This is a genomic window from Candidatus Pantoea deserta, assembly GCF_003813865.1.
Lineage (GTDB): Bacteria > Pseudomonadota > Gammaproteobacteria > Enterobacterales > Enterobacteriaceae > Pantoea > Pantoea deserta.
On record NZ_RMVG01000009.1, the window covers coordinates 63155 to 81163 of the forward strand.

12 protein-coding genes are annotated in these 18009 nt (G+C 59.2%); 7 read left to right on the forward strand and 5 right to left on the reverse strand.

Annotation, left to right across the window (positions count from 1 at the left end; all coding sequences use genetic code 11):
* Positions 1 to 125: 125 nt before the first annotated feature.
* Entirely contained in the window at positions 126 to 2312 is a 2187-nt protein-coding gene (locus BBB56_RS12885; protein WP_123801349.1) for a TonB-dependent siderophore receptor, read from the reverse strand.
* Between the two features lie 546 nt (positions 2313 to 2858).
* On the opposite strand from BBB56_RS12885, the gene BBB56_RS12890 reads away from it, so the two are divergent.
* The 4 genes from BBB56_RS12890 to BBB56_RS12905 are packed head-to-tail and all read left to right on the forward strand — an operon-like array spanning position 2859 to position 7734.
* The gene (locus tag BBB56_RS12890; protein WP_199756238.1) at positions 2859 to 3746 is read left to right on the forward strand and encodes an ABC transporter substrate-binding protein; all 888 of its coding nucleotides are present in this window, start codon (positions 2859 to 2861) and stop codon (positions 3744 to 3746) included.
* On the forward strand, positions 3743 to 4669 hold the full coding sequence (locus BBB56_RS12895; RefSeq protein WP_123801351.1) for an amino acid ABC transporter permease: 927 nt from the start codon (positions 3743 to 3745) through the stop codon (positions 4667 to 4669). Before BBB56_RS12890 ends, BBB56_RS12895 begins: the two co-directional genes overlap by 4 nt.
* Positions 4662 to 5423: an amino acid ABC transporter ATP-binding protein gene (locus tag BBB56_RS12900; RefSeq protein ID WP_123801352.1), complete on the forward strand. Its 762-nt coding sequence runs from the start codon at positions 4662 to 4664 to the stop codon at positions 5421 to 5423. Before BBB56_RS12895 ends, BBB56_RS12900 begins: the two co-directional genes overlap by 8 nt.
* Before the next feature lie 28 nt (positions 5424 to 5451).
* Positions 5452 to 7734, forward strand: coding sequence for a molybdopterin-dependent oxidoreductase (locus BBB56_RS12905; protein WP_123801353.1), 2283 nt, complete (start codon positions 5452 to 5454; stop codon positions 7732 to 7734).
* 10 nt (positions 7735 to 7744) lie between these two features.
* Here the strand turns inward: BBB56_RS12905 and BBB56_RS12910 are convergent, their stop codons facing one another.
* Positions 7745 to 9046: an MmgE/PrpD family protein gene (locus BBB56_RS12910; protein WP_123801354.1), complete on the reverse strand. Its 1302-nt coding sequence runs from the start codon at positions 9044 to 9046 to the stop codon at positions 7745 to 7747.
* Positions 9047 to 9315: 269 nt separating this feature from the next.
* Between BBB56_RS12910 and BBB56_RS12915 the strand changes: the two genes are divergently transcribed.
* Positions 9316 to 10389, forward strand: coding sequence for an iron-containing alcohol dehydrogenase family protein (locus BBB56_RS12915; RefSeq protein WP_123801355.1), 1074 nt, complete (start codon positions 9316 to 9318; stop codon positions 10387 to 10389).
* Between the two features lie 39 nt (positions 10390 to 10428).
* Positions 10429 to 11730 carry an LLM class flavin-dependent oxidoreductase gene (locus BBB56_RS12920; protein ID WP_123801356.1) on the forward strand — a complete coding sequence of 434 codons (1302 nt, stop codon included), beginning with the start codon at positions 10429 to 10431 and terminating at the stop codon, positions 11728 to 11730.
* Between the two features lie 251 nt (positions 11731 to 11981).
* Here the strand turns inward: BBB56_RS12920 and BBB56_RS12925 are convergent, their stop codons facing one another.
* Positions 11982 to 12383 carry an H-NS family histone-like protein gene (locus BBB56_RS12925; protein WP_123801357.1) on the reverse strand — a complete coding sequence of 134 codons (402 nt, stop codon included), beginning with the start codon at positions 12381 to 12383 and terminating at the stop codon, positions 11982 to 11984.
* An 873-nt stretch (positions 12384 to 13256) separates the two neighbouring features.
* On the opposite strand from BBB56_RS12925, the gene fhuE reads away from it, so the two are divergent.
* Complete coding sequence (fhuE, locus tag BBB56_RS12930; RefSeq protein ID WP_123801358.1) at positions 13257 to 15479, forward strand: ferric-rhodotorulic acid/ferric-coprogen receptor FhuE; 2223 nt, start codon at positions 13257 to 13259, stop codon at positions 15477 to 15479.
* 195 nt (positions 15480 to 15674) lie between these two features.
* Here fhuE and BBB56_RS12935 read toward each other — a convergent pair whose 3' ends face one another.
* The gene (locus BBB56_RS12935) at positions 15675 to 16772 is read right to left on the reverse strand and encodes an LLM class flavin-dependent oxidoreductase (protein ID WP_233593029.1); all 1098 of its coding nucleotides are present in this window, start codon (positions 16770 to 16772) and stop codon (positions 15675 to 15677) included.
* The gene (locus BBB56_RS12940; protein WP_123801359.1) at positions 16769 to 17911 is read right to left on the reverse strand and encodes an acyl-CoA dehydrogenase family protein; all 1143 of its coding nucleotides are present in this window, start codon (positions 17909 to 17911) and stop codon (positions 16769 to 16771) included. The genes BBB56_RS12935 and BBB56_RS12940 overlap by 4 nt, the downstream gene beginning before the upstream one ends.
* Positions 17912 to 18009 lie beyond the last annotated feature (98 nt).

The window sequence follows — 18009 nt, forward strand, 5'->3', positions numbered from 1 at the left end:
TTTGCGAGACGGTTTCCATTCTTATTTGCAATCGCTGCTTACGAGGCGGAACTTTGGCGAGTTTGCCCACAGAAAGAGTAAGACGAGAAAGGGTCGCGCACCCCGGCACGCGACCGCAAGATCGATCAGAAATCGTAGGTCAAACCGGCATAGTAGGCGCGGCCAGGTTCGTTATAGGTTGATGCGCCGTCATTTTCGCGGTAGAGACGCTTGTCCAGCAGATTACTGACGCCGATATTCGCGCGCATATTTTTGGTAATATCGTAATTAACATTGAGTCCCAGCACCGAGTATGCGCCAATTTCCCGCGTCGACATTCCACGCGCGTCCAGCCGCGTTTCGGCAAATTCCCGTGGTTTCTGCCGGCCATACATTGTCCAGTTAATATTACCGGAGAAGTTCTGGCTAATTTGCCATTCCAGCTGAGAGTTGATGGTGTATTCAGGAATAATCGACAGCGGATTGCCCGTTTCCTTATCCTCTGACTTCAGCATATAGGTTGCGTTGCTGCGCCATTCCAGCGTATCCGCCACTAACGGGATCGTCAGGTTCCCTTCAAGACCTTCCACCACCGCCTTGCCCGCGTTTTCCCAGCGCAGAATATCGTTGCCGTTTGACGCGGTGCCAGTCAGTTCGCGACCAGAAACGATTTTATTTTTATAATCGTTGCGGAACCAGGTGATACCCGCCGCATAGCCGTCATGAGTGTATTCCAGCCCAAGCTCTTTATTGACGCTGACTTCCGGGTCAAGATCGCCATTGCCCATCAGATAACAGCTATTGGAGAGGTTTTTCGGGCAGCCGTTGCCGCGCGATGAAAGCAGGTAGCCTTCGCTGGACTGATAAAGGTTCGGCGCTTTAAACGCGCGGGCGATACCGGCCTTCAGCGTGAAATCGTCGCCCAGCCTCTGCGACAGATTAAGGCTCGGACTCCAGTTAGCGCCGAATTTATCGTGATAGTCGAAACGTACCCCAGGGATCACCTCTGTGGAGTCGGTTGCGGCGATATTATCTTCCAGGTAGAGCGAGCTAAGGGTCGCGCTGTTGCTGCTGCTGCGCTCCGCTGCGTTGCCGCTGATGTCGCCAATGGTGATGCCTGACTGATTAAAGGCCTGCATAGAGGCGGGATCGTTGAGTTTGTCATAGTTCCACTCTGCGCCCAGCGTCACCGTTTGTTCGCGCAGCCAGTCGAGCGGAAAGTTAATCTCTGCGTTGCTGCGGTAGCTCTCCAGTCGGCTGGTGGCATAGGTGTCGCTGTTAATCATTCCTTCAACGCTGCCTGCCGATCCCTCTTTCAGACGCGTATTGTTGGTTTTTTCATAGTTGAAAGTCAGCTTTGACAGCCCCCAGTCCCAGATGCCGTTATGCGCTATCCCATAGGACTGGCGGTAAAGGCGATTGGTTTCGCTGCCGACCAGCGATTCGACCAGGCCATTGGCGCTGTTATTGCCGTTGCTGTTTTGCGTATCGCCCGCATAGATATTGCCCTGACGGCTGTAGCCCCAGGAGAGGTCGAGGATCTGCTCTGGAGTGATTTTCCAGGAGAAGACGCTGTTGATGTCTTTATTCCGCACCCCTTCGCGCCCAGCCGCGTAAGAGCCGTTTTGCGCCGTGTTGATGTCCCAGGCGTCGGCGTCGGTCTTATTAATGTTGCCATAGAGGCGCATCGTCAGGGCGTCGCCTGCCAGCGGCCCGCTCAGGCTGAAGTTAGCGCGTCGGGTTGCGCCCTCTTTGCTATCTTCCGGCTGGTTGGTAAACAGCGAAAGCGAGCCATGCCAGTCATTGGTCGGGCGTTTGGTAATGATATTTACCACGCCGCCCGCCGCGCCGGAGCCATAGCGCGCGGCTGCGGGGCCGCGAATAACTTCAATACGCTCCACCATTTCAGGCGGCACCCAGTTGGTATCGCCGCGCGAATCGCGCTCGCCGCGCCAGCTGTAGCGCACCGAGTTGCGGGATGAGACGGGAACGCCGTCGATCAGAATCAGCGTATTTTCTGGACCCATGCCGCGAATATCAATCTGACGATTATTGCCGCGGCTGCCGCTGGCGCCGTTACCGGTCAGGTTAACGCCGGGCATTTTGCGAATAATGTCGGAGAGGTCATTAACAGGCGGACTTTTTTCAATGTCTTTGGCGGTGATAGTAGAGACGCCGGGCTGCTGCTTCAGGATCTGTTCGGCGGTGACCAGCATTGTCTCGTCGTCGGCCAGTTTTTCGGTTTCTTCAGCGGCGCTCAGGCCTGGGGCACTTAATATCCCGGCCATCAGCAGAGCACAAGGGCGCTTTCCGAAACGAGTCGTTACATTCATTTAAACTTTCTCCCTGATACGTTAATGAGTGTAAGTAAATGCGCATGATAGTGATAATGATTATCATTGTATATACGTAATTTGCAGATTTACATTACGCCACAACGGGTTAACGGAAAGAAAAAGTGTCGTAGCCGCCAGCAAGGGCGCATCAGGCGGGGAAAGGGAAAGCGGTAAGGTGATAAATCCGCTCTTTTTTACCTGCTACGCCAGGCTCAGTGGCGGCTCGCCTTTAGACCGAAGTGAAATAACTTAGCGCCGTTTATGGCGTTGTTCTGGATAACCTGCGCGCCTTGCAAGGCAGCGCAGACGCCCGCGCTCCGCGTTATCGCATCGCGGTGCGCGCTAATGCCGAAATTCAGCATTGGTTAGCGTTTTTTCGCATTTGTTAAGGCTGCATATTCTCCACGAGAATAAGGCCGTCTGGCCATGTAGACCCTTATTTACGTATTAAGAAGAGATGATCGCACGCTGGCGTCGCCGCCCCGGCTACGCGTTTCCCCGCAAGGGGGTTAATTAATCAGGAGAAAGGTTCCCGTGAAACTCATGCAAAACGTCACCCTTATTGCTCTCGCTCTGACCGCCCAGAGCGCGATGGCGGCTGAAACCTCAGTGCCAACCGACAGTTCGCTGCATGTGACGGCCGACCCCGCGCTAAAAAGTCTGCTTCCCGCCGACATCGTGAAGCGTGGCTACATCGTCGCCGGAACCAACCCCAACACGCCGCCTACCACCTTCTATAAAGAAGACAATAAAACCCTGGCCGGGCGGGAAATCGACGTGATGAATGCCGTCGGCGAACGCCTCGGCGTGACGGTGCAGTGGCGCGATACCGGCGGTTTTGACAATATTATTCCCGGTCTGAAAACCGGTCGCTACGATGTGGCGCTGTCGAATATCAACGCCACCCAGGCGCGTCTGAAACAGGTGGACTTTGTTGGTTATTATAACGCCAGCCGTCTCGGCATTATCTCTCTGAAATCTGCCAATATCGCGCCTTTTACCACCTTTGACGCCGTGTGCGGCAAAGAAGTCGGCGCAGGAGCCGGCACGACGCAGATTACCCGTCTGGAAGAGGCGAGTAAGGCCTGTGAAAGCGCTGGCAAGCCGCCGATTAAGGTTGCAGTGTTCCCGGACCGTCCGGCTGGCGTGCAGGCTGTGGTCAGCGGCCGTGTTCCGATGTTCTTCGGTCCCTATGAAGGTCTCACCTGGCAGGTGAAGCTGATTAAGCCGCTGACCATGAGCGGGGAGATCAGCGTCAACGACGCGCCTGTGTCGGTGGCGTTCCCGAAAGATTCGCCGCTGGAGCCAGCGGTGCAGGCCGCGCTCAACTCGCTCATCAAAGACGGCAGCTACCAGAAAATCCTCGATAAGTGGGGCATTGGTTTCGGCGCGGTGAAAGAGGCGAAACGTAACCAGGACATCTTTCTATGAATCCCACGCCAGACCAGACTGATGAGCTGCGTATCGTCGGCAAACGCTACTATGGGCGCTGGCTAAGCGCGCTGCTGGTGCTGCTGTGCGTCGTGGCGATGGCGCATTCGATGATCAACAACCCGCGCTTTGAGTGGGGCGTGATCGCCGATAATTTTACCGAGGCGTCTATTCTGCAAGGCGTGCTGATGACGCTACAGCTGACCGCCATTTCGGTGGTGCTGGGGTTCGCTTTTGGCACGGTGCTGGCGCTGATGCGCCTCTCATCGAACCCGGTGCTGGTGGCGGTAAGCTGGGCCTATACCTGGTTCTTTCGCGGCGTGCCGATGCTGGTGCAGCTGTTTCTCTGGTACAACATCGCCGCGCTCTATCCCACGCTGTCGCTGTCGCTGCCGGGCGCAGGCGAAATCTGGAGCGTGCAGTCCAACGCGCTGGTCAGCCCGTTCAGCGCCGCCGTGATTGCGCTGGTGATGCACCAGTCCGCCTACGCTGCGGAAATTGTGCGCGCGGGGATTCAGAGTGTAGGCAACGGTCAGCTTGAGGCGGCGCGCGCGCTGGGCTATCGCCCAGCGCAGATTTTTCGCTTTACCATTCTGCCGCAGGCGATGCGCGCCATTCTGCCGCCGGCGGGCAATGAGGTGATCGGCCAGCTAAAAACCACGGCGGTGGTATCGGTGATCTCGCTACAGGATGTGCTGTTTTCCGCCCAGATTATCTATCAGCGAACCTATGAGGTTATCCCGCTGCTGCTGGTGGCGACGCTGTGGTATCTGCTGATGACCTCTGTGCTTTCTGTGGGGCAGTACTATATCGAACGTTATTTCTCGCGTGGCGTTTCGCGCGGCCCGCAGCGCACGCTGCTGCGCGCCTTGTTTAACGGCTTCGCGCCGACGCGTAGCGAAAGGAGTATCACTCATGGCTGAGGCAATCGCGCTGCGCAATGTCACCAAGCGCTTTTCTGGCGTAACCATCCTTGACGAGGTCAATCTTGATCTGCCGGCCGGTTCGGTCACGGTCATACTGGGACCGTCCGGCTCCGGCAAATCGACCCTGCTGCGCTGTATCAATCATCTGGAAAAACTGGACGGCGGCACCATTCGCATCGGCGGCGAGCTGGTGGGCTATCGGCAAAAAGGCCAGGCGCTACATGAGCTGAACAGTCGAGAGGTGGCGCGCCAGCGCCGCGACGTGGGCATGGTGTTTCAGCAGTTCAACCTCTTTCCCCACCGCACGGTATTGCAGAACATCGCCGACGCGCCGATACGCGTCAAAAAGGTGCCGCGTCAGCAGGCGACAGAGAAAGCGCGCGCGCTGTTGCAGCAGGTTGGCCTGGCGGGCCGCGAAGAGGAGTGGCCGCAAAACCTTTCCGGCGGGCAGCAGCAGCGCGTGGCGATTGCCCGCGCGCTGGCGATGGACCCCGGCGTTCTGCTGTTTGATGAGCCGACCTCCGCGCTTGACCCGGAGCTGGTGGGCGAGGTGTTGCAGGTCATTAAGCAGCTGGCACATTCCGGCATCACGATGGTGATTGTGACGCATGAAATCGGCTTTGCGCGCGAAGTCGCCGACAACATTGTGTTTATGGAGAGCGGCAAAATTGTCGCTGCCGGGCCGACACAACAGGTGCTCGAAGACCCCAACAACGGTCGCGTGCGTAACTTCATCGCAACGGTGCTCTGAGCATCCGTTATTACTCCGCAGGAACATCATGACCGAAGTGATGCACAGCTCGCACTGGGGCGCGTTTCGCGCGCGCCGCGAGGGCGACTCCCTGAAAATCGCGCCTTTCAGCGCCGATCCCGATCCCAGCCCGCTGCTCGGCAATTTGCGCAACGCGCTGAATCACCCCGCGCGCGTTGCGCGTCCGATGGTGCGGCGCGGCTGGCTGGAAAAAGGGCCGGGCGCCGACGCGTGCCGCGGTCTGGACAGCTATGTCGCGGTCAGCTGGGAAGAGGCTTACGCCCTTGTCGCCGACGAACTGCGCCGCGTGGGCGAACAGTACGGACCGGCCGCTATTTTTGGCGGCTCCTACGGCTGGTCGAGCGCCGGGCGTTTTCACCATGCGCAAAGTCAGGTACACCGTTTTCTCAACACCGTCATGGGCGGCTATGTGCGTTCAGTGAACAGCTACAGCTCCGGCGCGGCCTCGGTGCTGCTGCCGCATATCGTCGGCGATATGAACGAGATCGCGCGGCGCGGCGTAAGCTGGGAATCGATCGCGCAGCACAGCGAAGTGGTGCTCGCCTTTGGCGGGCTGGCGCTAAAAAACTCTCAGGTGGCGAGCGGCGGACTGAGCGAACACACCGAGCGCGGCTTTATGCTGCAAGCGGCGCGGCGAGGCGCGCGTTTTATCTCTGTCAGCCCGCTGCGCAGCGACCTGCCTGACGAGGCGAACGGCGAATGGCTGCCGCTGATCCCCGGCACCGATGCGGCGCTGATCCTTGCGCTGCTGCATGAGCTAACGGTTCAGGGACTGACCGACGACGATTTTCTGGCGCGCTACACCCACGGCTGGCCGCAGATGAAAGCCTGGCTGCTGGGCGAGGAAGATGGCGCGGCGCGCGACGCCGCCTGGGCCAGCGCCATCTGCGGCGTGCCTGTCGCGCAGATCCGCGCGCTGGCCCAGGCGCTGCATGGACGACGCGTGCTAATCACCGTGGCGCACGCCTTACAGCGCGCAGAGCATGGCGAGCAGCCGGTCTGGCTCGGCCTGGTGCTGGCGGCCGCTCTTGGCCAGCCCGGCCTGCCTGGCGGCGGCTTTACCTATGCCCTTGGCGCGCTGGGACACTATGGCAAGCACCATAATCTGGTGAGCTTTCCCGCGCTGCCGCAGGGTAAAAACGGCATCGATCGCTTTATTCCAGTCGCGCGTATCGCCGATATGCTGCTGCATCCCGGCGAGAAATTTCACTATAACGGCCGTCATCTTACCTATCCCGATATTAAGCTGGCCTACTGGGCGGGCGGAAATCCGTTTCATCACCATCAGGATCTGGCGCGTCTGCGTCAGGCTTTTTGCCGTCTCGATACGCTGATCGTGCATGAGAACGCCTGGACCGCTACCGCGCGCCATGCGGATATCGTGCTGCCTGCTACCATGACGCTGGAACGCGAAGACATCGGCGGCGCGCCGACCGATCGCCATCTGATCGCTATGCAGCCGGTGGCGACGCCCTATGGCGAAGCGCGGGATGACTACCAGATTTTCAGCGAGCTGGCGCGTCGTCTGGGGCGCGAGGCGGCCTTTACCGAGGGCCGCGACGCGCGCGGCTGGCTTGCCCATCTCTACGGACAGCTACAGGAAAAGCTGGCGGCGCATCAGGTCGATGTGCCTGATTTCGCGACTTTCTGGCAGCAGGGCGTGCTGGCGCTGCCGCAGCTGCATGACGGCGGGCGCATGATGAACGCGTTTCGCGCCGATCCCGCCGCGCATCCGCTGCCCACGCCATCGGGTAAGATTCAGATCTATTCCGAGGCGATCGCCGGTTTCGGCTATGACGACTGCCCCGGTCATCCGGTATGGCGCGCGCCGCGCGAACAGCCCTCCGCTCATTGTCCGTTCTGGCTGATAGCCAACCAGCCCGCGACGCGACTGCACAGCCAGCTCGATTTCGGCGACTACAGCTGCAGCGGCAAACGCAACGGGCGGGAGGTGTGTAGCCTCCACCCGCAGGACGCGCAGCGGCTGGGGATTGCCGATGATGACGTTATTGAGCTGTTCAACGCGCGTGGGCATCTGCTGGCGAGCGCCCGGCTGACGGAAGGTATTATGCCTGGCGTGGTGCGCTTGCCGACCGGCGCCTGGTACGATCCGGTGGACCCGGCCGCCGCGCGTCCGCTCTGTCGCCACGGCAATCCTAACGTGCTGACGCAGGATATCGGCACGTCGTCGCTGGCGCAGGGCTGCACCGGACAGATTACAGTGGTCAGCGTCCGGAAGTTCACCGGCGAGGCGCCGGCAGTCGCCGCCTTTACCCCGCCGCAAGGCTGACAGCGCCGCGCTACAGCGCGGCTGTCAGCCTGCGCGCCACTTCGCGCAGGTCGTTATCGTCGGCCAGACGGCTGTGTTGAAACAGTTCACTGTAATCAGCCAGCGCCGCCTGCAATTTGCCCGCGACATTGACCGGGGTCGCCAGCGACTGTTGTCGGGTGCGGCGTTCGTTCAGGGTTTCGCCGTTGTTAAGAAACAGCGTGACCTCGTGAAAGCGTAGCGCGGGATTAAGCGCATCAGGCGGCGCCTGCTCGTCGGGCTGACGGGTGACTTTTGCGGCCAGCGCCATAATCTGCGGGTTCACATCGCCTTCAGCAAAGTCCGCCATCCGTAAATCGCCGTAGATCAGCATGGCGGCGATAACATATTCAAGGCTAAAACGCGCTTCGATCCCGTTTTGCGGCTGGCGCACCGAGGCGGCAATATCGCCGCCGGGGGGAAAGGCCACGGTGATGCGGTCGATGCTGTTAACCAGCGACGTGGATGAACCCGTCCAGCGCTGACGGATCTCGCGCGCGGCCTCCGCCGCGCTGTGCGTACCGGCACAGGTGGCGAAGGGTTTAAACTCCAGCCCCGGCGTTACGATGCGCCAGGGCGTTCCCCAGCCGTCGCTAAGTTTTTCCGACTGCGCTTCGTCCGCGCTGGCGAGAGCGATAAAACTCTCCAGAACGCCTTCTTCCTGCCCATCAAATCCCGCCAGCGCCAGCTGTGCGGCGCGCACCGCGCGCTCTGCCGCCAGGCCCGCGTGCAACGGCTTCACCGCCGAACCGAACTGGGCGCGCAGCCCGCTGGCGTCGGTGGCCGCAATGCCCAGCAGCACCGCTGTCTGGCGACTGTTTGCGCCGGTAAAATGCGCCAGCGCGGCGGCGGCGGCCAGGGTGCCAAGCGAGGCGGTATTGTGATAGCCAAGCGTATAGTGGCGCTGCGTCATCGCCAGGCCAAGCCGACCGGCCATCTCCACCCCAACCACATAAGCGTCCAGAAAACGCGTCAGGCTGAAACTGCCGCTCTCCGCCGTCCACGCCAGCAGCGCGGGCAGAATCACCACGCTGGGATGGCCGCGAAAATCGGCATGAAAGTCATCGTAATCCAGCGCGTGTCCGGCATAACCCAGCAGCAGGGCGCGCGACGCCGCTCCTCTGTCGCGGTATAGCCCCTGAAGGCGCGGCAAACCGCTGTCAGGCACCTGCCGGGCAAGCACCGGCCAGCTAACGGCAAGGAAATCCTGCATCCCTTCGCGCGCGCGCTGACGGGCCGCGCTATCGGGTTGAGAAGAGAGGATCAGCTGGCTGAGTCGCGCAGTAAGGCTCATGGCGCAACCGCCGGAAATAGCGAACGAAGCATTGATGTCTCCGGAATAAAAGAAGCCGAGTCAGCAGAGTAGCAACAAAGTTACGGGTCGCTATATGTGAAATGTCGCTAAGCTAATGCAAATTTGTGAAGAAGGAAGGCGGCTTTACGCATTGCTTAAATCACCGTTTGTCGTACTATGCACTGCATGCGTCGCGCGAAAAGTTTCTCCCTCTATCTCTCTGTTTACCCAATCTTTTTTGGCGCAACAGAACAACCTCAGGATAAGCCGTGTTAGCCATAAAATCGCCGCAAGCCTATCTACAGCAGGCCGGGATCCGCGCGCGGGTCGGAGAACATATCCGCCCGTTAGCCGCCCATCTGCGTATTCTCTCTTCCCCGCGCGCCTGGCAGGCCGTAAATCCCGAACTGACGCAAAGCCTGGAGAGCCAGGGCATCCGCTGGCAACTGGAGTATCTCGACGGCGAATGTACCGATGAGGCGATTCGTCAGCTTCAGGCCAATACGGCAGAGCAGGGAGCGGAAGCCATTCTCGCCGTCGGCGGCGGACGCGTGCTGGACTGCGCTAAAGCGGCAGGCGACGGCCTGAATAACGTCGCGATCATTAACTTTGCTACGCTTGCCGCTACCTGCGCCGCCTGGTCGCCGGTGGCCATCGTTTATAACGCGCAGGGCGGTCATCTGCGCAGCCAGCCGCTGCGCAAAATGCCTGCGCTGGTACTGGTGGACAGTGAGGTTATTGCCAGGAGCGGCGCGCGCTATCTGAAAGCCGGCATCGTCGACGCGCTGGCGAAGTGGTATGAGTTTCGCCCCTGGCAGCAACATAATCCCGATAGCCTGGCGCTGGATCTTAAGGTCATGGCGGCGCAGCGCGCCCTGGACGCCTACCGGCAGTGGGGCGATGAAGCCGTGGCGTCCTGTGAGCAACAGCAGGTTACCTTTGCCCTTGAGCGCGTTATTGACGCCAGCATCGTGCTGGCTGGACTGGCGAACAGTATGCGCGATACGCTACCGACGCCGGGATTCGCCCACGCTATTCATAACCAGCTGACGCACCTGCCAGAGATGCACGACTGGCTGCACGGAGAAATAGTGGGTTACAGTCTGCTGGTTCAGTCAATGATGGAACAGCCAGACGGCGAACCTGACGCGGCGCTGGTGGCGCTGCTGCGTCGCTTCGACGCGCCGCTCCGACTGCCTGCGCTGGCGGGCGAGCGCGCCGAGGCGCTGCGCCAGCTGGCCGCTCAGATTCATTTTCCGGCGGCCAGCGCGGCGCGTCTGCCGTTTGAGGTATCACCGGCAGCGCTGGAAAAAGCGCTTATTGCCACCGAACATTTTTTATAGCTGCCCAAAGACGGCGCTTATCATAATCAGGGAAACAATATGGACAGCTCATCTGCAAAAACGCGTCTGCGTCTTGGTCTTTTCGTTCAGCCGGTAGGGCACCACGTCAGCGGCTGGCGTCTGACCGAAGAGCTGGGCGCGCCTACCGACATCGACTGGCTGATCCGCCTGGCGCAGAAAGCGGAGGCGGGGCGCTTTGACCTCTTTTTCGTTGGCGATGCGCTGGCGACCAGTATGTATCGCCTGCCATCGACCATGGCGCGCCTTGAACCGCTGACCATGCTCTCGGCGGTAGCCGTCAACACGAAGCGCATTGGTCTCGCGGCGACTGCCTCGACCACTTTCAGCGATCCCTTTACCATGGCGCGCACCTTCTCCTCACTCGACCATATCAGCCGTGGCCGCGCCGCCTGGAATGTAGTGACCTCATTCTCCGCCGACGTGGCGAAAAACTTCAGCCGCGACGACATGCCTGATCATGCCGAACGCTATGCCCGCGCGCGTGAGTTTTTACAGGTGACGAATAAGCTGTGGGAAGGCTGGCAGGAGGGGGCTGTGCAGCCGGATGCCAGCACAGGACAGTACTTCGTCAACGATAAAATCAACCCAATCAATCACGTGGGCGAGCATTTTCAGGTGCAGGGACCGCTGAATATTACGCGCTCGCCGCAGGGCCGCCCGGTGATTATTGAAGCTGGCTCGTCGTCCGACGGTCAGAAGCTTGCGGCTGAGACCGCTGAGGTGGTGTTTACCGCAGCGGCCAGTCTGGAAGAGGCGCAGGCGTTTTATCAGTCGCAGAAGGCGCAGATCGAAGCGGCAGGGCGCAACCCGGATCATGTGGTGATTATGCCCGGCGTGATGCCCATCGTTGGCCGCACGCGCGAAGAGGCGCAAGCATTGTGGAAAGAGCTGAATACGCTGGTGGATATCGACAACGGCCTTAAACAGCTCTCCCTGCGTTTTGGTATGGATATGTCCGTTTATCCGCTGGACGGTCCGGTGCCGGAAGTGCCGCTGGGCGAAGGAAACCAGAGTCGCGTGAAGCTGATGACGGATATGGCGAAGCGGGAGAATCTGACGCTGCGCGAGCTGGCCGCGATTGCCGCAGGCTCGCGTGGACACCGCGTCATTGTCGGCACGGCGGAGGACATTGCCGATGACTTCCAGCAGTGGCTGGAGCAGGGCGGTGCGGATGGTTTTAATATTATGCCCGCCATTATGCCCGACCAGCTCGACCTGTTTGTTGAGCTGGTGATCCCGGAACTGCGTCGTCGTGGTCTCTTTCCCACCGACTACGCCTACGCCACGCTGCGGGAAAACCTCGGCCTGCCGTCGCTCTGATCCGCGTATTTCTCAGGCGGCCGCCGGCCGCCTTGAGATTATCAGTGCCGTTTCCTGCGGCGCTTTTTGCCGTTATCTCGTCAGATAACTGTTTCTGGGTTATATCCGCGCGCCGGCTGTTCGTTTTAATTACAAGCTTTGCCTGACGCGCGTGAACGCCCCAGCTGAGGAGAGCGCCGGCTGGGCGCGTTATTGCGCGATGCGGCAGAAAAGCAGATATAAAAAAGGCGCTGAATATCAGCGCCGTGGTATCAGATCAGGAACTCGTCGAGGGAGCCGCCTGCATCCAGTACTTTTTTGATTGGCGAAGGCGTGCGACCCTGGCCGGTCCAGAATTTGGTTTCGCCCGTTTCGTCGGTAAACTTATATTTAGCCGGACGCGGCGCGCGTTTCGCTTTTGGTTTGTTCTCGCTTTTCGTCAGCTCAGCCAGGTCGGAAATATCAATGCCGTCTTTCATCAGCATTTCTTTATACAACGCCAGCTTCTCCGCTTTTTCTTTTTGTGCGGTTTGCTCAGCATTAACTTCTTCGCGACGCTCAGCCACGACCACAGAAAACTTCTCGAGCATTTCGTTTAACACGTCGAGTTCGATTTCACGTGCCTGAACGCGCAGCGTACGAAGATTGTTCAATGCTTTCAGCGCATCACTCATGTATATAGCCCTTAACGAATCTAAATATGTAAAGCGCGCAGTTTACGGCAAAAAAAACATAAATGAAATAAGCGAACACGTAGATCAACCCTATTTATTAGGGCGGTAAGAAAATCTCTCTTTGGGTAACTCATACAGGCGACGTACCGGCCCGAATAAAGCGCAGCGTCTTCCCTTGTCAGAGACAATTGCGGAATAGCGGGCCTGTCAGACACCCTGGCAGGTATTGCGAGAGGTGAGCTTAAGGCTGGCAGAAGAGTAAACAGACTGATTAACCAGTATTAATTGCTTATTATGCCCGGATGCGGATAGCAGGATACATTTATACCGACGCTGTCTGTTCGCCGTGCTGCCTGATATTAATGGCGCGGCGGAATATGCGCTTTCTCAGCGTGATCGTCATCGCCGGGGATATTTGCCCGTTGACATAGTCATGAGGTGTATATCGGCTCGCGCAGGTAATCACGGCCGTAACAATAACTGCGATTAAGCGTAGTGCCGCAAATATCTGTTAAACCGTAAAACATGGCTATTTTACCGTCGCGTCTTTGTTATTTTATTGTTAAATTTAGCGCGCATGATCGCCCTGTTTTAATTCCTTCTCGCTACCTTTCGCCATTAAGGGAGCAGGTTGTCGCATCCTTACAGCCTGTTACTTCAGCAACTTTTTTGGGATCAATACGTTGAGCGCCTTTCTCTGCTGATTTTTTTTGCAGCACTTATTAACATTTTCTTGCAATGATAATGGCAATGCGTATATTTCTCATTTGCTTTATCGCAGCATCACGTAAAGACCGCAATCTACCGCCGGCCATGCGTCTCGCACCGGCAACCAGTGGCAGCAACAATAAAAAATGAAAACGAGGATCAGTGATGTCTTTTGATGTTCAGCGCGTCAGGGAAAATTGTGCGGGCGAGCCTGCCGGCACCCAGAAACATCCTTTGCAACGTTCACTCCTGGCGGTGCTTATCGCCGCCAGCGTAGCGCATAGCGCTCAGGCCGCCGAGACGGCTGCTTCCAGCGAGCAGACGCTCACCGTGGACGGCAGCGCCAGCGACCCCGCGCAGCAGGCTGCGCAAGATTACAGCGTGCCCATTACGCGCGCCGGCACCAAAATGGCCTTAACCGCGCGCGATATTCCGCAGTCGGTGACGGTGGTCAGCAAGCAGCGCATGGAGGATCAGCAGCTCCAGTCGCTGAATGATGTGCTGCACAACACCATGGGCATCACTGGCGTCAGCGCCGATATGGATCGCACAACCTATTATTCGCGTGGATTTCCCATCGATAACTTTATGGTTGACGGCATTCCGACCACTTTCGCTTCGCAGTGGAACCTGGGCGACGCCCAGTCCGATACGGCGCTCTACGAACGCATTGAGGTGGTGCGCGGCGCAACCGGTCTGCTGACCGGGCCGGGCAATCCTTCCGCCGCCATTAACATGGTGCGAAAACATGCCGACAGCAAAGATTTCACCGGCAGCGTCTCCGCCATCTACGGCAGCTGGGGTAAACAGCGTTACGTTGCCGATCTCTCTACGCCGCTTAACGCGGACGGCAGCGTGCGCGGTCGTCTGGTGGCCGGCTATGACGACAGAAACAGCTTTATCGAGCGCTACGGCGCGAAAAAACAGTTTGTCTACGGCGTCGTCGATGCGGACCTGACGGACTCCACCACGGTTTCCGTGGGCTATGAGTTCTCGCAGGTGGATACCGATTCGCCTATGTGGAGCGGCACGCCGCGCTGGTACACCGACGGTACTCAGATCCATTCGCGTCGCGGCTACAACACCGCGCCGGAGTGGGCCTACAACGATAAAGAGAACAAGAAAGTCTTTGTTAACCTGAAGCAGGACTTTGATAACGGCTGGAACATTACCTTAAACGGCACGCACAACGAGATGTTCCTCGACAGCAAGCAGCTCTACCTCGACGGCTACTTTGATAAAACCAGCGGTCTGGGCGTATCGCAATATGCTGACTACCCGGTGGTGGGCGGAACCGGCTATAACAGCGGCAAGCGCAAAGTCGATGCGGTCGATGCGTTCGCCAGCGGTCCGTATGAGCTGCTGGGTCGCCAGCATGAACTGATGGTCGGCGTTAACTACAGCCGTCAGGACAACAAATATTACAGCTCGTGGGCGAACATTTCCGCGCAGGAGCTGGGTAACTACAACGATTTCAATGGCGACTTTCCGGAAACTGACTGGGGACCGCGCGAGCTGACGGCTGACAGCACCACCGTGCGTCAGAAATCGGTTTATCTGGCGACGCGCATTTCGCTGGCCGATCCGCTGCATCTGATCCTGGGCGCGCGTTACACCAACTGGAACCGCCAGACGCAGCTGACCGGCGAAGAGCTGGAAAAGAACAACACCACGCCTTACGGCGGTCTGATCTATGACTTTGCCGAGAACTGGTCCGCCTACGCCAGCTACACCTCGGTGTTCCAGCCGCAGGATTATCGCGACAGCACCGGCGCGTTCCTGTCGCCGGTTATCGGTAAAAACTATGAGGTGGGCGTCAAGTCCGACTGGTTTAACAGCCGTCTGACCACCACGCTTTCGCTATTCCGCACCGAACTGGACAACGTAGGGGAAGATACCGGGCAGATCATACCGGGATCGCAGTCTAACGCCTATGTGGCGAAAGATGGCGTGGTCAGCCGCGGCGTCGAATTTGAACTCAATGGCGCGCTCACCGATAACTGGCAAATGAGTGCTGGCGGCACCACCTATCTGGCGCAGGATCGTGATGGCAATAGCTATAACTCGCAGCTGCCGCGCACGACGTTCAATCTGTTTACCAGCTATCGTCTGCCGATGCTGGAGCAGTTGACGCTGGGCGGCGGGGCGAAGTGGCAGTCACGCGTGTGGCAGAATGTCGGCGCGCCGGAAGGCAATGGCACCTGGCGCGCCAGCCAGGGCAGCTATACGCTGGTGGACCTGTTTGCGCGCTATGACGTCAACAAAAATCTGTCGTTGCAGGCCAACCTGAATAACCTGTTCGATAAAGAGTACGATACCTGGGTCGGCGCCTATAACGTCTATGGCGCACCGCGTAACTTCTCGCTGTCGGCAAGCTATCGTTTCTGATGAGACAATAAACTGGGCGGCATAAAACAACGGCGACGCAGAAAAGGCGTCGCCGTTTTTGTTCAGGCGTTCCGCGCAGAAAATCAGGCGGGGAAGAGCAGGCATCAGTATGCCCAGAGCGTCTTTTGTTCGGGGCGTCTGGCAAAAGAGAAGGGAGATAATACAAAAAACCGCTTAAAACGCCCCGGATAAGCCTCAGGCCGCCGACGCCCGCCGTGCTTTTTCCGCCTCGTATGCCGCAACGCGTTCGCGGATCCTCGGCAGCAGCAGTCGTCCGTATTCCGCCGCGTCGCGTAGCTGGTCGAAGCCGCGAAACAGAAAAGTGGTGATCCCCAGCTTATAGTATTCCAGCGCCGCCTCGGCTACGGTGTCCGGCGAACCCACCAGCGAAGTGGAGTTGCCCGCCGCGCCGGACAGCGCCGCGATGCCGGTCCACAGGCAGCGATCATAGACCTGACGCGCCGTCGCCAGCTGGTACAAACGCTGAGAGCCGACATTGCTGTCCGGCTGGATCGCCTTACCGCCGATATTGCGCTGCGCCTGCGCCAGCAAATTATCGGCGCGCTGCCAGGCTTCCTCATCGGTCGCCCCCAGAACCGGACGCAGCGACAGGCTAAAACGTATCTGATCCTCGCGGCCCACCTTCTTCGCCGCCGCGCGGACCTGCGCGATGCGCGCTTTAACCTGCTCCAGCGGCTCGCCCCACATCATATACACATCAGCGTGCTGCGCGGCGACGTCGATGGCCGCCTCTGACGCGCCGGAAAAGTAGACCGGCACGCGCGGCTTCCGCCAGGGTTTCACCTCGGTCAGGTTATCCTGCACCTGATAAAAATCGCCGGTATAGCTAAAGGGCTGCTGTGATTCCCACACCTGCTGCATGATGTACAGATACTCCCCGGTGCGCGCATAGCGCGTGTCCTTATCGAGAAAGTCGCCGTCACGCTGCAAATCGCCGCTGTCCCCGCCGGTGATGACATTGATCGCCGCCCGCCCCTGGCTAAGCTGATCCAGCGTGGCGAACTGGCGCGCGGCAAAGGTCGGAGCCTGGAAGCCAGGGCGATGCGCCACCAGCAAACCCAGCTTATCGGTCAACGCCGCGACATAGCTGGCGATAATCATCGAGTCGGGCGCGCGGGTGTTGACCGCCAGCAGCACTTTGTCAAAGCCCGCGTACTCCTGCGTCTGGGCAAAGGCTTTGATAAAGGGCAGATCAACTACCTGACCCTTGCCGGGATCGGATTCGCTCGCTTCATGCGCGCCGACCAGACCAATAAATTCAAGCGCCATCATTTACTCCTGCTGGATTGAAGGACCGCCTGACCGGCGGCGGTGAAAATGACATCGTCCTGCGGCGTATGAATACGGCCGCACAAGACGTTGCGTAAGTGACGTTCAAAACCATTCGTGCGCGTCAGCGCGTGGTTGCCGATGTGCTCCACCATCAGCTGTACGCTGCGGATAGCATTGTCGATAGTGACCTGCTTGACCTTTGCGGCGTCAGCCGCAGCGATCTCTCCGGCTGCGGCGCTATTAAGCAGCGTGCGGCTGGTAAACAGCAGGGTTTCAATACGGCCCGCGACATCCTGAAAGCGCGCTAAACTGGCCAGCGGCCGCCCCAGGTTCGCGGGTACGCGCTGTTGCAGAAAGTGAATAAACTCCCTCTGCGCGCCGCGCGCGATGGCGTCATACAGGCTGCCCAGCAGTACCGCCATCCACAGGCTCTCTTCCTCGTTAAGACCCGGACGCGGCGCGCTCCAGCGGCTAAGGTTAACGGCGTTTTCCCGCGGCACCCAGACATCTTCCAGCACGACGCGGTGACTACAGGTCGCGCGCATGCCCAGATGATCCCACTCTTCTTTGATACGAATGCCGGAGGCGGAGGCGGGCACCAGCCAGGCCCCCACCAGCGGATCTTCATCGTCGCTGCGCGCCCACACCAGAAACCAGCTCAGCCCGACGCTGCCGGTGGAGTAGATCTTTTCCCCGCTGAGGCGCCAGCCGTCGGCGGTACGTCGCGCCGTGGTGGCCGGCAAGCCGCCGCGCGCCGGCGTGCCCAGTTCCGGCTCGACGCGCAGCGCGTTGATCAGCGCCCCGCGCTCAAGGATGCTGTCCGCCACGGCGCGCCGCACGCCCGCAGGCCAGCTGGAATCCTCGCCGAGCCGGCGCGCGTTGAGATACTGCATAATCAGGATCAGCGCGGTTGAAGGTTCCCCCTGCGCCACCGCCGCGATAACGGTGCGGCACGCCGCCAGGTCGGCGCCCGCGCCCCCTGCCGACGTCGGCAGCGCGAAACTCAGCAACCCATGCTGGCGCAGCAGAGCGAAATTCGCGGCGGGAAACGCGCCAAGCCGGTCGACTTCCGCCGCGCTACTGGCCAGCGTCTGACTGATAACCGGCAGCAGTTCATCAACATGTTCGCTAAGCGCCATTCTGTTGCCTCAGAATAATAGAGTGATGATCGATTCTTTATTTTTCTCTCATCGATGTAAAAGCATTAAAGCGGATAACCACATGCGTAATCGGCATA